Source organism: Paenibacillus sp. B2(2019) (assembly GCF_008370385.1).
In the GTDB taxonomy this organism is placed as follows: domain Bacteria; phylum Bacillota; class Bacilli; order Paenibacillales; family Paenibacillaceae; genus Paenibacillus_AQ.
The window spans coordinates 336,372-350,963 of the sequence record NZ_VTZR01000025.1 but is presented as its reverse complement, the minus strand read 5'-3'; the positions used below and the strand labels follow the sequence as shown (position 1 = coordinate 350,963).

The window sequence follows — 14,592 nt, the reverse complement described above, 5'->3', positions numbered from 1 at the left end:
TATGACGGTGATCAGGTAGTAAAGGAGGCAGATGGGGATGTATTTTCAACGGAGAGGTCAGAAACTGCTCGTAATATTAGGAACAATCATAACTATGCTATTCCCAACCTATTCTTCAGAGGTTGCTTCAGCGCCTGTACAGAGTCAGAAGACTCCGCAAGAACAAACACATAGTGTACCCGCTTCAGACGAAGATACGGCAATTTCAGCAGGTAGCGCTGCTACAAATAGTTCGACACTTAACAGCAATAAAAACACTAAAGGTCTGACATTAAGTCAGCTGTTACACAAATACCCAGAGACTTTTAAGACTAGTGGACCTCGGAATAAAGTCATAGCACTTACTTTTGATGATGTTCCTGATCCAAGATTTACCCCCCAATTGCTTAACATCCTGAAAAAATATAATGTCAAAGCAACCTTCTTTGTGGTGGGAAGCAGAGCAAAAAAACATCCAGCTTTGGTGAAAAGAATGATTAGAGAAGGACATGCGATTGGAAATCACTCGTATAACCACCCTCAGTTTGTGAAGCTTGCGATGAATGATTTTCGATCACAAATTATAAAGACCGAGGATATTATACAAACCTTGGCCGGATATAAACCACGACTAATTCGCCCTCCCTATGGGGATATCAGTGAACAGCAGCTAAAATGGGCAAAAAGCCATGGCTACACGCTTGTGAATTGGAATGTGGATTCATTGGACTGGAAAGGACTTTCCAAAAACCAAGTCAGAAATAATATTCTAGCCCATATTGGAAGAGGAGCAATTATTCTTCAGCACGGTGGAGGCGGTCCAGGTAGTCATCTACAGGGAACGATTCAGGCTTTACCTGAAGTAATCACTATTATGCGCAAGCGGGGCTATACTTTCGTTACCGTTCCTCAATTACTACAAGTGTCCAAAAGTAAATAAATCACCCCCAAATATATATTTTATAATACGTAAAAAAAACGGAGGCAGCCGCTAAGGACTCCCTCCGTTTCCTGTGTAACCTTATTTTAGAACTTTTCATATCTCATAGGTATTCTCTCTATTTTTATCTATCTATTTAACAATGTATAATTGTACATATTGATAACCGAATGATGATACAAAGCTTTGACTACCAGGGATAAAGATATCGATACGATTGCCTTTTATAGCACCGCCCACATCCGTTGCCGTTGCTAAGAACGCATCTTTAGGCAATCCATCATGTGAATGGCCTGTCACCAATACTTTGGTACCGAGAGGAATCACATTTGGATCAACAGCAATAGTACCAAGCTTGAGAGGATTTCCGAAATAATCTACTGCACCCCATCCGCCGTTCTCACTGCTTGCAGAAGAATAAGCTGAAGCTTTGACTTGAATCGATTTGTCATAATTAAAGGACTTACCCCATGCTTCAACTGTTTTGGACTCTGAGTTTACATTCAGACTTGGTGTAATCACTGGTGATTTGTCAGTTGTAGTTACGGACTCAGCCTGCATCTTACTAGGGATAGTAATTTCAAGACCTTCGTAAATGTTAAGTGCTGCAACGTTTGGGTTTGCTTTCATTAATTCATTCACACCTACATTATATTGCTTGGATAAAGTATAAAAAGTGTTGCCATCCTTAGCGATATGAACGCTGTCTGCATGAGCTGGAACGGCATGCAGTAATGCACTGATTCCCATAATTGCAGCAAGGGTTTTAATTGTTCTAAATCTGTTCTTCATAATTGCCTCCTCATTTGATGGGCGTGAACGGTATCACTTCCGTATACGCTCGTGTACATTTTAAGTACTTATGTACATCCCGTGTGTGATTTCTTGATGTGTTGCAGTCTTTTGTAAAACTGACAGGACTTAATATATCACAATTTTGTAACCTGTGCTTATGTAATTGTTACCATTGTGAAAAATCAAGTTTCAATATTGTCATTTTTTCGGATTGTGGTTAACATATTTTTCATTATGTAAACTACATTAAAAGATACATCATTTTTTAAAAATTATCATATAAAATTCCCGAAGATTTTACATAGCGTTAACATTTCATGCTTTATCCAATAGTAGAATGATAGAATATGATAAATAGAATAGATATAGACAACGAATCATATTTGGAGGTCCCATGAATACAGAAGAGAATAAAAACAACCAAAGCAGCCCAGCCACTGCTTACCTCAATAGAGATTTGAGCTGGATCGAATTTAACCGACGCGTGCTGAAAGAAGCTCAAGACCCTGATAATCCGCTAATGGAACGGGCTAGATTTCTGGCTATCGTCTCAAGCAACCTTGATGAATTCATAAGCGTTCGAGTGGCAGGAATTCAAGATCAAATCCGGGCAGGCTATACTAAAAAAGATTTCACTGGCTACACCCCTTCCGGGCTATACAAACGTCTCATCAAGCGAGTTACCAAAATTGTTGCCGACCAATACCGGATTTTCCGTGATATTTCACGGAGTTTGCATAAAGAAGGTATCGTTTTTGTGGATTATGAGGATCTCACTCATGCACAGGAACAGTCCATAGAACAATATTACCGGGATATCATTTATCCTGTACTTACGCCAATGGCTGTAGATCAGAGTCGACCGTTTCCACTCGTTCATAGCCAATTTATCTATTTAGCAGTAGTTCTTACTCGTAAGAATGGCCTTGAAGAAGAGCCTTTTTTTGCTATTCTGCAAATTCCATCTAATCTGCCAAGATGTATCCCGCTACCACACCGATCTAACAGTAAGAAACGGCAGTTCGTATTTATAGAGGATGTCATCCGTCATCACATTCAAACTTTATTTAGTGGTTATGAGCCCGTTGCCGTTAGTGAATTTCGTTTGACCCGCAACTCTGATCTCACGATCGACGAAGAAGGGGCCGAGGATCTTCTAGAAGAGATTGAAAAGGAGCTGCGCAAGCGTCGCCGCGGTGTTCCAGCAAGACTTGAAGTACAAAAAGGAATTCATCCCTATGCCTTGGAACAGCTGCAAGCTGAGTTTGAAATTGAAGATTTCGTATTCGAAATTGAAGGTCCGCTAGATCTAAGTTTCCTTCGTAATTTCGCCGGCAGTATTAAGGGCTTTAGTTACTTAAACTATCCAAGCATTGAACCCGTCTACCCTGCTGAATTTGAAGAGAACGAGGATTTCTTCGAGGTATTACGTGAGCGAGATGTTCTGGTCTACCACCCTTACGAATCCTTTGATGCGATGACGGACTTTATCATTCAAGCCTCAGAGGACGAACAAGTGATGGCCATTAAGATGACTTTATACCGCGTGAGCGGAAACTCTCCTCTGATCACTGCACTCGCTAATGCTGCTGAATCCGGAAAACAGGTAACAGTGGTTGTTGAGTTAAAAGCCAGATTTGATGAGGAACGTAACATCGCTTGGGCTCGCCAACTTGAAAAATCCGGATGCCATGTCGTTTATGGTCTTGTTGGACTCAAAACACATGCCAAAGTCACCTTGATTGTCCGTCAGGAAGGCCATGAATTACGTCGTTACGTGCATGTAGGCACAGGAAATTACAATGACAGTACCGCCAAAGTCTACACGGACCTAAGTCTATTTACTGCTCAAAGTGATATCGGACTTGATGCTTCCGAGCTGTTTAATCAAATGACTGGCTATTCCGCTGATTTTGACTGGAATTCCTTCATTGTAGCTCCAACAGACATGAGCCTTTCCTTACAAAAGCTGATGAAGCGTGAAGCGGAGCATGCTGCAGTTGGAAGACCTGCACGTATCATTGCCAAAATGAACTCACTCTCTAATCAACAAGTCATCGACGATTTATATGGTGCCGCACAGGCCGGTGTATCTATCGATTTAATCGTTCGGGGGGTTTGTTGTCTTCGTCCGGGGATTGAAGGCTTGAGCGAAAACATTACGGTTCGCAGTATTGTCGACCGCTTTCTGGAGCATTCAAGAATTTACTATTTTGAAAATGGCGGGAAGCCTGAGGTGTATTTATCCAGTGCAGACTGGATGACTAGAAACCTAACCCGACGGATCGAGCTGATGTGTCCGGTAAGAGACAGCAATATTCGTAAACAAATCGTTAAGATTCTTGAACTATCCCTTAAAGATAATGTGAAGGCCAGCTTCTTACAGCCTAATGGGTATTACGAGCAACCAGACGACAAAAAGGCCCCTTTCCGGAGCCAGTTCGCAGCAATGGATGTTACACGTTGGAAGGAAAATCGAGTTTTACCTTCACCGCCCAAGCATTCTTAAATGCTTTTAAGGCGTTCTCAATGTCCTCTAGACCAATCAGAAGCGCTGAAGCGCCCTCAAGATCCAGATTAAGAGTATTGCCGTGGAGATTAGCTTTCAGGCCGCTTACAATCCCGATCTCGGTGCTGTCTAGTGCAATGCTTAGCTGTACAAGCGATCCGAGCTTATGAATCCACTCTTCGTCGGAAGGCAGTAAAATGTCCTTATACATCTGGGACAATTTCTGCTTCCGGCTTTTTGTGCTATACGAGGCAATCATCGCGCACAGGATAAGCTGGCGGTGTGTCAACCCGCGAATAGGTGAATTCATCAGCCAATACAGGGTGTGTCGTTTAGATTGATAATAGTTAATGTTAGACCCTGTTCGATGTAGCATGATGGATACATAAATTAACATCTCATGTTCAGCTTTATTCTCCTCATCCTTGAACGCGTCAAACAGACTTAGAGCAAGCTTGTTAATATGATCTAAATACCGTTTAGAAGTACGAATATCAAACCGAATAATCGTATTTAAACTGTATTCAAGCGCACTGTCTCGCACCGGTTGCTCCGGCTTCAGTAGATCATGTAGCATACCTTCCCTGAGCCCCTCCCCGCTGATTACAGCCTGGCTAGCCCCAAAATACTGATATACCGTATGGAAAATAATCAACCCGGATACGATGATATCTGCTCGACTCTTAGACAACCCATCTAAGTCTTTACGCTTATCATAAGGCATTGAAGGTAATGTGTTCATAAAATGCTCAATCGTCTCACTGGCCATGGTGTAACCGTGAGAGTTAGGTAATGAGTATGCTCTAGTCTTTTGATCCAGCTTACCTAGAGAACGAACCGTACCTCCCAGACCAAACAGTGGAAGACCTGCTGTTGCGTTAAGCCAATCATGCTCTACCAATCTCCCCAGAACATAGGTCTCGAGCTTCTGAATCTGCTCTCCATTCCAGTTCCCGCCTTGACCAAACATAAGATTGGTATTCACCGCTCCGAACGGAAAGGAAATACTATGTTGATAACGCCGCCCGCGAAAAAGTGTGATTTCAGTACTCCCGCCACCAATATCGATGACATAACCATCTTCAACATTAAATGCATTTATGACACCTAAGAAGCCAAAGTAAGCTTCCTGATGACCACTGATAACCTCAATTGGTATGGTTGAAGCTTCTGACAAAAAGGCAATAATTTCACTGGAGTTAGCAGCATTTCTGATTGCCGCTGTAGCGCCCGCACGAATGGTGTCTACATCAAAAGCATTGCAGATCTCCTTAAACTGGCGCAAGACTGGGATGATTGTCTCCATATCCTTCTGCTCCAGTCGACCTTCCTTCGTAATCTTCTCACTAAGACGTGCAGAGTACTTACACTCCTTGATGATCTTATAGCCTCCCTCCGGCGTTGTATCATAGATTACAAGACGTATGGAGTTAGAACCAATATCGATAATGCCTATCCGGCGCAGATCATCTCTCATTATGTATGTACTCCTTTTCAAGTTGATTGACCATCTATTATACATGGTTTACATAAATAAATGAACTCAGTCCATTATATCCTCAAATTATGCAACTGTTAAAAAAATAAAGCAGCACCCGGATAACTTGCCCGAGCGCCGCTTCGATTTGACTTACTTATAACACTTTACTTAAAAAATCCTGTGTACGTACATGCTGAGGATTTCCGAATACTTGTGCAGGTGTACCCTGCTCTACAATCACGCCGCCATCCATAAATAGAATACGGTCGCCCACTTCGCGTGCAAAGCCCATCTCATGCGTAACAATGACCATTGTCATACCATCTTCTGCAAGCTTCTTCATAACCTCCAGCACCTCACCGACCATCTCTGGGTCAAGGGCTGAGGTTGGCTCGTCAAAGAGCATCACATGAGGCTGCATCGCTAGCGCACGGGCAATCGCGATCCGCTGCTTCTGTCCTCCGGACAGTTGAGCAGGATATGCGTCCTTTTTATCTTCAAGGCCTACAGTCTTGAGCAGCTCCATTGCGAATTTATCAGCTTCGGACTGCTGCTGTTTTTTCACCTTAATCGGTGCTAGTGTAATGTTCTGCAGAACTGTTTTGTGAGGAAAGAGGTTAAACTGCTGAAATACCATTCCCATCTTCTCACGTGTGACATTAATATCGTGCTTTTTGGAGGTAATAGATTCACCTTCAAAAGTGATTTCGCCACCAGTTGGCTGCTCCAGGAGATTCAAACAGCGCAGAAAGGTACTTTTACCCGATCCACTCGGTCCGATAACGACGACGACCTCACCTTTATGAATCTCCAAGTCAATTCCCTTGAGAATTTCCAGCTTCCCGTAATTTTTTTGCAAATTCTTAACGGCGATCATCGGTATTCAGCCTCCTTTCCAGTCTACCTAGGATCTTCGATAGCGTAAATGTCAGCACAAAGTACATAAATGCGATAATTACAAGTGGTGTCATACCATCGTAAGAAATCGTTGTAACCGTACGTGCTTGAAACATCAAATCTGTAACGCCGATAAAAGAAATAATCGATGATTCCTTGATAATGGTGATAAATTCATTTCCGATTGCCGGAAGAACACTCTTGAGTGCCTGCGGGAGTATGATATGGCGCATAGTCATCCCTTGCTTCATTCCAAGCGAACGGGCTGCCTCCATTTGTCCACGATCTACCCCTTGTATCCCAGCACGGAAAATCTCTGCAAGGTAAGCAGAACTGTTAATGGATAAAGTGATTGCCCCCGACTGAATCGGTGTAAATTCAATCCCGAATGTAGCCAATCCATAATGGATCAGAAACAGTTGTACAAGCATAGGTGTACCACGAAGGAATTCTACCCAGGCTGTTGCCAAGAAGCGAAGCACACCCCATTTGGACATACGTAGCAAGGAAACAATAATCCCTAGAATAAAACCAAAGAAGACGCCTAGAACAGCAAGCAGCAAGGTATACTGCAAACCGGTTAGGAAAAAATCACGATAATCATAAGCCATTTTAAATAAAGTAATGTCCATAACCTATCCTCCCATCTCCAAAAAAATAGAAAATAGCTTATTGTCGCTATTTTCTGTATACACATACAATTTACTTTAGCAGACTTTAAAAATATCCGTTGTTTCTTTACTTCGTGCTATCTGCAAGCTCACTAGCTGCCGTTACGTACTCATCAATTTTACCTTCTGAGTTTAAACGTGTCAGTGTGCTGTTTACTTGATCCAGTAGCTCTTTGTTTCCTTTTTTAATACCAATAGCATAACCGTCATCTTCAACTTCTGGCTTAGCATCAGTAATTACAAGACCAGGAACATTCTTAACGAATGATTTGGCGACGGGCCCTTCAATGATAGCAGTATCTACACGATTGGATTGCAATTGTAGAACGATTTCGGAGATTTTACCAAGCGAAGTGATTTTCGCTCCCTCGATCCCTTTAGCAATTTCTTCTTGAATGGATCCAGTCTGCACACCAATTTTGGTACCTTTTACAGCATCCATAGTGGCGTATTTATCTTTGTCCGCTTCGCGCACAACAATCGCTTGCTCAGCCTTGTAATAAATGTCTGAAAGGTCAACAGCTTTTTTACGTTCTTCCGTCGGGCTAAGTCCAGAAATTACAATATCTACTCTTCCGCTGGACAATTCGTTCAATAGTGAGTCGAATGGCAAGTCCTTAATTACAAGTTCTGCACCCATATCAGCAGCAATTTCCTTAGCGATATCGATATCGAAGCCCACGATAGTATCTTTACCGTCTACTACTTTATGGAATTCGTACGGAGGAAAATCTGCACTTGTGCCCATAGTAAGCTTCTTAGTAGCCCCACCGTTAGTTGCATTTCCACTTGCAGCGGTATCACTATCATTTTTATTTTGACCGCAGCCTGACAACAGGCCTACTGCTAATAACATACCTAAACTAAGTTTACCCCATTTGTTCATTTCTATATCTCCCCTATTCGTATGAAAAAAATCCAAGTTGTCTCTTTGACCGACTTATTATAAATCAAAACGCATGAATATGCAAAGGCATAATTGTGACAATAACTTCCTTTTATTGGGTTTCAAAGCAAAGAATTCATTCTTCTGAAACATATTATTCAACATTTATTCAAATTTTATATAATTTTATACATTTTTACTATTCCCTAACTTAACCAAATCATGCGGCAAATCGCCCCTAATTTTCATCAAAAAAAGGAGTGCACTAAAGTATGAGTTATACTTCAGTGCACTCCCTTATTAACCTATTACGGAATCTAATGAATCCTTATTCCGTAATTTCATTATAAATATCAATGTACTGTTGCGCCGATACATTCCAGCTATAATCGCCAGCGAATGCGTTTTTCGTAATCTTTTTCCAATGTTCAGGCTGCTTGTATAATGAGATCGCCCGGCGAAGTGTAAACATCATATCGTGGGCGTTGTAGTTACTGAATGTAAAGCCGTTCCCTTCACCGGATTCTTCATTATAAGCTTGAACGGTGTCATTCAAGCCGCCAGTTTCCCGCACAACAGGTATGCTTCCGTAGCGTAAAGCGAGAAGTTGACTGATCCCGCAAGGTTCAAACTTGGAAGGCATAAGAAAGATATCACTAGCAGCATATATTTTGCGTGAGAGTGCATCATTAAAGAGGATTTGTGAAGATAGCTTTGTCGGATAACGCCAAGCCGCTTCCTTAAACCACCGCTCATAGGACTCATCCCCCGTTCCAAGCAGAACAAATTGAATGTCATCCTTATACAATAGCTCATCCAATACACGCGTAAGCAAATCTAAACCTTTGGAATCCACAAGACGAGTTACCATAGCCACCATCGGAATATTAGCATCCACAGGTAGTCCTAATTCCTCCTGCAAGGCTAATTTGTTCTCCGTTTTCTTCGCCAGATTAGAACGATAACGGGTAACAAGACTTGTATCTGTTGCAGGATTATAACTTTTTGTATCTATTCCATTCACAATACCGCTCAAAACATCCGCTCGCGCATTCAACAATCCATCCAGTCCGTAACCATAATAAGGTGTTCGAATTTCTTCCGAGTAGGTTGGACTTACTGTGGTGACACGGTCGCTGTATACAATGCCACCTTTTAAGAAATTCACATTCCCGTAATACTCCACGCCTCCAAAATAACTGCTGTCCAGACCCAATAGCTCCCCAAGTACCTCATAAGGAAACACACCCTGATACAACAGGTTATGTATGGTAAATACACTTCGCATTTCGCTGTAAAATGGATTGTGTCGATAATGACCCTGAAGCAGCATTGGGATTACAGCCGCATGCCAATCATGGCAATGCAAGACGTCCGGCTGAAAATCAATAGCTGGCAGACACTCCAGCACCGCACGATTATAAAACGCGAAGCGCTCTCCATCGTCCATGTATCCGTAGATTCCGTCCCGTCCAAAATAATACTCATTGTCGATAAAGTAAACAGGGATACCGTCATAAACCACCTGTTCGATCCCGCAGTATTGATTACGCCAGCCAATTGGCACATACACTTCTGTTAAATGCTCCAATTTTGAAGTGAACTTTTCTGGAATCCCACGATATTTAGGCAAAATCACTCGTACATCCACCCCGGCACCCTTCAGCGCTTTAGGTAATGCCCCAATGACATCGGCCAGACCACCCGTTTTGATAAATGGATGAGCTTCAGCTGCGGCAAATAAAACTTTCATGATTATTTCCCCCTTTAAAGTGTACGGATTCTCTATTCGTTCTTTAATCTATGACTCATTTGCCTCTTTACTCTTACCCACTCGTGACGTTTTCTTAAACACCAGGAAGCTAAGAGGCGGTAATGTTAGCTCTATACTGTTCACCTGATTATGCCATTCTACCTTTTTGCTCTTCTGAGGCAAGTTGTGTATACCCGAACCTCCGAAAGCTACATCTTCTGAGCTAAAAAGTTCTTCATAAGTCCCTGGGCGTGGAACACCTATACGATACTGTTGACGCTGGACAGGCTGAAAATTGATGATAAACAGCAACGTATCTCCAGGCTTCTTGCCTTTACGCAGATATGAAATTACGCTTTGTTCATTGTCATCTGCATCAATCCATTGATAACCCTCTTGGGAATGATCAAGCTCCCACAGGGCTTTCTCCGAGCGATACAGTTTATTAAGTGCAGCAGTGTAAGCTAGCATGCCGCGATGGCTATCATAGTCCAACAGTAGCCAATCCAGCTGCTCCTGATCCTTCCATTCGATAAATTGACCATATTCTCCTCCCATGAACAGAAGCTTCTTTCCGGGATGGGATATTTGATAACCGAGCAGTTGCCTAAGTCCTGCGAACTTTTGCTCATAAGAACCTGGCATTTTGTCAAGTAACGACTTCTTGCCATGTACAACCTCATCATGAGATAACGGTAATGCATAATTTTCGGCATAAGCATAGCATATTGGAAATGTTAATAAATTATGATGATGAGGGCGCCCCCAGAAATCATGCTCTATGTAGCCCAAAGTATCATTCATCCACCCCATATTCCACTTGTAGTTGAATCCGAGACCACCTTCATGAGCTGGCGCTGTAACTCCAGGCCAAGCACTGGATTCTTCTGCCATCATTAATGCTTTAGGATAGTACTGAAATATCGCCTTATTCAGGTTCTGAATAAATTTGATGGCCTCTAAATTCTCCAGACCACCATTCACATTGCGTCGATATTGATGAGCTTGTTTTTCAAAATCGAGACGAAGCATGCTGGTAACCGCATCTACACGCATCCCGTCAATATGATAATACTCAAACCAGAAGAGTGCATTAGAAATGAGGAACGAGGAAATCTCTGGCTTGCTGAAGTCAAACGAAAGGGTTCCCCAGCCAGGTTTTTCGGCCAACATTGGATCTGCATATTCATAAAGTGGCGAACCATCAAACATTCTTAAACCGTGTGCATCCTTTGCAAAATGGGCCGGAACCCAATCCAAAATGACGCCAATTCCAGCTTGGTGCAAGTGGTCGATCAAATACATCAACTCATGGGGTTCACCATAACGGCTGGTTGCCGCAAAATACCCTGTCCCTTGATAGCCCCATGACAAATCGTATGGATGCTCAGCAAGCGGCATAAACTCTACATGGGTGTAGTTCATTTCCACCAAATACGGAATTAAGAGCTCACTCATTTCCTGATAGGTGTAGAACTCTCCATCTTCTTTTTGACGCCAGGTTCCAAAATGCATCTCATAAATGTTCATTGGCTGTTGATATGGAGATTTACTCTTGCGACGCCACGCAGCATCTCCCCAGCGATAACCACTGAGATCCGTAACAACGGATGCAGTCGCCGGGCGAACCTCAGCTTTGAAGGCAAATGGATCCGCTTTTAGAAAGCTGGAGCCATCACTGGCAACAATTCTGTATTTGTAAAAAATTCCCAGCTTTATTCCCGGAAAAAAACGACTCCAAAATCCTGAATCGGGTATCTTATATAACGAGTCCATGTCCTGCGTTCCATCCCAGCCATTATGATCACCAGCTAGTCCTACATATGTCGCATGAGGAGCCCACACGGTAAAGCGCACGCCCGTAACGCCTTCTTCAGCGGCAGTGTGCGCACCCAGCATAGAATAGCTGCGATAATTGGTGCCCTCATGGAACAAATAAATATCAGCAGCTGACGGAAAGGTATCGATTGTTGCTATTTCAGCCAATTCTACACCACCTTTTTTGAATGCTTTTATCTATTACATTAACCGAATATTACCATTTTGAAAATGATTTGATATGAAAACAAAAGATTTTCTGATAAAGAAATATTAAATGTAATTTTTCTTTTTACACAGCAATATACTTCACCTATGTCGTTTCAAGTGCTTGTCGTGAGTTTATATATCAAGCATTGACAAAATAAATGGGAGGGATAACAAATGAATAACAAAAAAGATTGTATCGCCATGCTCTTGGCAGGAGGGGAAGGCCGCAGACTGGCTCCCTTGACTTCCAGTATGGCTAAGCCTGCAGTCCCTTTCGGTGGACAGTATAAAATTATTGATTTTCCGTTAAGTAATTGTGTAAACTCTAAAATTGACACAGTAGGTGTTCTGACTCAATATGAAGCTGAATCCTTGCATGAACACATCGGTGAAGGTGAACCTTGGGGCTTACATAGTCAAAAGGATAAAGGTGTAACCCTGCTTCCTTCCGGTGTTGAAGGCAGAGACAGCTATACAGGAACTGCTGATGCGATTTATAAGAACATTGAATATATTGACAGCCGCAATCCAGAGCATGTACTCATTCTGTCCGGTGATCATATTTACCATATGGATTACCGCAAAATGCTGGATTATCATGTAGGTAAGGCTGCTAAAGCTACGATCTCCGTAATGGAGGTGCCGTGGGATGAAGCTAGTCGTTTTGGAGTGATGAACGTAAATGATGAACTAAAAATCTCTGAGTTTGCGGAAAAACCAAAAGTACCTAAAAGTAATTTAGCTTCTATGGGTATATATCTGTTTGAGTGGGCTTATCTGAAGGAGCACTTGTTGCGGGATGCAGCTAATCCGAATTCCAGTCATGACTTTGGTAAAGACGTTATACCAACGATGCTTGATCAGAATGATGATTTATTCGCTTACCGCTTCAAAGGATACTGGAGAGATGTAGGTACTGTGGGTAGTCTCTGGGAAGCACATATGGATCTTCTGCAAAAAAACAATGGCATGAAGCTCGACAAAGCTCATTGGCCGATGTATAGCCGGAGTCGCCGGACTAAGCTTGCTGTTCATAAACCACGTGTTCAGATTCCATCAACGGACTCTCTCGTGAATGAATTCTGCACGCAAGAAGGCAGCTTACAACGTTCTGTCATCTTCAATGGTGTGGAAATTGGCAAAATGAGCCAGATCAAACAAAGTGTTATTATGCCTGGTGTTCGCATTGGACGTGGAGTTCAGATCGAAAATGCCATTATTGGTGAAGGTGCCATTATTAAGGATGGTGCTGTCGTCAAGGGAAGTATTAATAATATTGTAGTTGTTGGGCCCAATGAGACCGTAGCTCCTAAGCCAGCGGTTCGAAACCAACCCTCCCGTCTGTTTCAGGATGTTTATGAGAAGACAGGACGTCTACGGGAAGTTCTCCCTTCATAAACACCATTATATATATAAATACTTTATCAAGCAAAAACGCCTTCGGCGTCCCAAATGGACGGTAAGGGTTTATGCGAGAAATATAAGGATAATGTATAGTGTGAAACTTATATATTCTTATATTTATAAAAAGGGGCTGTTGTCCTGGTCGATCATGACCAGAGCAACAGCCCCTTCGGTTGTTAGAAGTTAACCTTTATGATTCATGGAGCGCTAACCATTCTCGATCTAAAATGCTCATTTCCACACAATCTACATATTGCTCCCCAAACAGCGCTGATTCGCGCTCTACACCCTCCCGCTTAAAGCCCAATGCTTCATAGGTTTTCAGGGCAACAGTGTTGAAAGCAAAAGCTCCCAGAGAAATACGATGCATTTCCAAGCTCTCAAATCCGATCCGGAGCATTTCATTCATCATCCTTGTTCCAAAGCCTCTACCCTGATAATCAGAATCTACTACTACTCTGCCAATACGTGCAGATCGATTCGCCCGGTCTATGGCTGAAAAACTGATGTGTCCCACGACCTGCTGAGTAGCTTCATGCACCGCACAGAAAATAAGGCGGTCAGAATTCGCTGGATGATTAGCCCCATCTAAATACTTAGTAAGCTGGTCATCGTCAAGAGGAAAAGTTAGTGAAGGTCCAGCCCATTGCTTCAGATACTCAGGTGAGACACTCCATCGTTTCAGATGCTCAAAGTCCGATTCAGAAATAAATCTAAGAATCAGACGATCGGAATCAGGTTGTTCCTCAAAATGCTCATACAGGTTCACTAAACGACCATTTCCCATATCGTTAGTACCCATGTAATGAAAACCCATGCTCTGATAATAACGATTGAGTTTAATGTTATGTGCGACGGTATCAAATCTGAGTCCTCTGCAGCCAAGTTCTTTGGCTCGCACCGCAGCATATTTAAGCATATGCTGACCAAGTCCCTGACTGCGGTGTGAACCCGCTACAGCTAATCTATGCAAATATGCATAAGACTCATCGTTTTTGCTACCCCAGTATTGAGGATCACTGAATTGTAACGTGAACATTCCAACTACTGTTTCATCGTCAATCGCAAGATAAACATGCCGATCAGCGAAATAGCCTGTGATATCATTCTCGTTAAATTGGCCGGGGGTCCATTGCTTAATCCCATTTCGTTCCATCCAATTTGCTGCTTCCTGCAGCAGTCTCAAGATGTCGCAAACCCGATCTGGCTCTCCACGAACTATACTAATCGAATTCGTCGTCACTCCCATC

The 14,592-nt window shown here is 42.5% G+C and carries 11 protein-coding genes; 3 read left to right on the top strand and 8 right to left on the bottom strand.

Annotated elements, in window-relative coordinates:
- Positions 1-37: 37 nt before the first annotated feature.
- Positions 38-919: a polysaccharide deacetylase family protein gene (locus PAENI_RS26740; protein WP_262495750.1), complete on the top strand. Its 882-nt coding sequence runs from the start codon at positions 38-40 to the stop codon at positions 917-919.
- 132 nt (positions 920-1,051) lie between these two features.
- On the opposite strand, the gene PAENI_RS26735 is transcribed toward PAENI_RS26740, so the two are convergent.
- A complete protein-coding gene (locus tag PAENI_RS26735) occupies positions 1,052-1,711 on the bottom strand; it encodes a 3D domain-containing protein (protein WP_149647339.1) in 660 nt (219 codons plus the stop codon).
- A 397-nt stretch (positions 1,712-2,108) separates the two neighbouring features.
- On the opposite strand from PAENI_RS26735, the gene ppk1 reads away from it, so the two are divergent.
- Positions 2,109-4,223, top strand: a complete 2,115-nt coding sequence (gene ppk1 / locus PAENI_RS26730; protein WP_149647338.1) for a polyphosphate kinase 1 — start codon at positions 2,109-2,111, stop codon at positions 4,221-4,223.
- Here ppk1 and PAENI_RS26725 read toward each other — a convergent pair.
- From PAENI_RS26725 to glgB, 6 genes are all read right to left on the bottom strand, one after another.
- Positions 4,171-5,700 (bottom strand): Ppx/GppA phosphatase family protein, encoded by a 1,530-nt coding sequence (locus tag PAENI_RS26725; protein WP_188114702.1) that lies wholly within the window; start codon positions 5,698-5,700, stop codon positions 4,171-4,173. The two genes, ppk1 and PAENI_RS26725, sit on opposite strands and share 53 nt — an antisense overlap.
- Before the next feature lie 157 nt (positions 5,701-5,857).
- A complete protein-coding gene (locus PAENI_RS26720; protein ID WP_042188767.1) occupies positions 5,858-6,580 on the bottom strand; it encodes an amino acid ABC transporter ATP-binding protein in 723 nt (240 codons plus the stop codon).
- Positions 6,567-7,232 carry an amino acid ABC transporter permease gene (locus PAENI_RS26715; protein WP_042128253.1) on the bottom strand — a complete coding sequence of 222 codons (666 nt, stop codon included), beginning with the start codon at positions 7,230-7,232 and terminating at the stop codon, positions 6,567-6,569. The genes PAENI_RS26720 and PAENI_RS26715 overlap by 14 nt, the downstream gene beginning before the upstream one ends.
- Before the next feature lie 106 nt (positions 7,233-7,338).
- Positions 7,339-8,157 (bottom strand): transporter substrate-binding domain-containing protein, encoded by an 819-nt coding sequence (locus PAENI_RS26710; protein ID WP_042188769.1) that lies wholly within the window; start codon positions 8,155-8,157, stop codon positions 7,339-7,341.
- A gap of 328 nt (positions 8,158-8,485) precedes the next feature.
- Positions 8,486-9,910 (bottom strand): glycogen synthase GlgA, encoded by a 1,425-nt coding sequence (gene glgA / locus PAENI_RS26705; RefSeq protein ID WP_149647336.1) that lies wholly within the window; start codon positions 9,908-9,910, stop codon positions 8,486-8,488.
- 48 nt (positions 9,911-9,958) lie between these two features.
- On the bottom strand, positions 9,959-11,896 hold the full coding sequence (glgB, locus tag PAENI_RS26700; protein WP_149647335.1) for a 1,4-alpha-glucan branching protein GlgB: 1,938 nt from the start codon (positions 11,894-11,896) through the stop codon (positions 9,959-9,961).
- A 216-nt stretch (positions 11,897-12,112) separates the two neighbouring features.
- Here glgB and PAENI_RS26695 point away from each other — a divergent pair, with 216 nt between their 5' ends.
- On the top strand, positions 12,113-13,336 hold the full coding sequence (locus tag PAENI_RS26695; RefSeq protein ID WP_149647334.1) for a glucose-1-phosphate adenylyltransferase: 1,224 nt from the start codon (positions 12,113-12,115) through the stop codon (positions 13,334-13,336).
- A gap of 196 nt (positions 13,337-13,532) precedes the next feature.
- Here the strand turns inward: PAENI_RS26695 and PAENI_RS26690 are convergent, their stop codons facing one another.
- On the bottom strand, positions 13,533-14,591 hold the full coding sequence (locus PAENI_RS26690; protein ID WP_262495761.1) for a GNAT family N-acetyltransferase: 1,059 nt from the start codon (positions 14,589-14,591) through the stop codon (positions 13,533-13,535).
- Position 14,592: the final 1 nt, after the last annotated feature.

Excerpts from the sequence above, each read along its gene's own strand:
- PAENI_RS26735 (WP_149647339.1), bottom strand. The coding sequence starts at position 1,711 with ATGAAGAACAGATTTAGAACAATTAAAACCCTTGCTGCAATTATGGGA.
- glgA (WP_149647336.1), bottom strand. The coding sequence starts at position 9,910 with ATGAAAGTTTTATTTGCCGCAGCTGAAGCTCATCCATTTATCAAAACG.
- PAENI_RS26695 (WP_149647334.1), top strand. The coding sequence starts at position 12,113 with ATGAATAACAAAAAAGATTGTATCGCCATGCTCTTGGCAGGAGGGGAA.
- PAENI_RS26740 (WP_262495750.1), top strand. The coding sequence starts at position 38 with ATGTATTTTCAACGGAGAGGTCAGAAACTGCTCGTAATATTAGGAACA.
- PAENI_RS26710 (WP_042188769.1), bottom strand. The coding sequence starts at position 8,157 with ATGAACAAATGGGGTAAACTTAGTTTAGGTATGTTATTAGCAGTAGGC.
- PAENI_RS26690 (WP_262495761.1), bottom strand. The coding sequence starts at position 14,591 with ATGGGAGTGACGACGAATTCGATTAGTATAGTTCGTGGAGAGCCAGAT.
- PAENI_RS26725 (WP_188114702.1), bottom strand. The coding sequence starts at position 5,700 with ATGAGAGATGATCTGCGCCGGATAGGCATTATCGATATTGGTTCTAAC.
- ppk1 (WP_149647338.1), top strand. The coding sequence starts at position 2,109 with ATGAATACAGAAGAGAATAAAAACAACCAAAGCAGCCCAGCCACTGCT.
- PAENI_RS26715 (WP_042128253.1), bottom strand. The coding sequence starts at position 7,232 with ATGGACATTACTTTATTTAAAATGGCTTATGATTATCGTGATTTTTTC.
- PAENI_RS26720 (WP_042188767.1), bottom strand. The coding sequence starts at position 6,580 with ATGATCGCCGTTAAGAATTTGCAAAAAAATTACGGGAAGCTGGAAATT.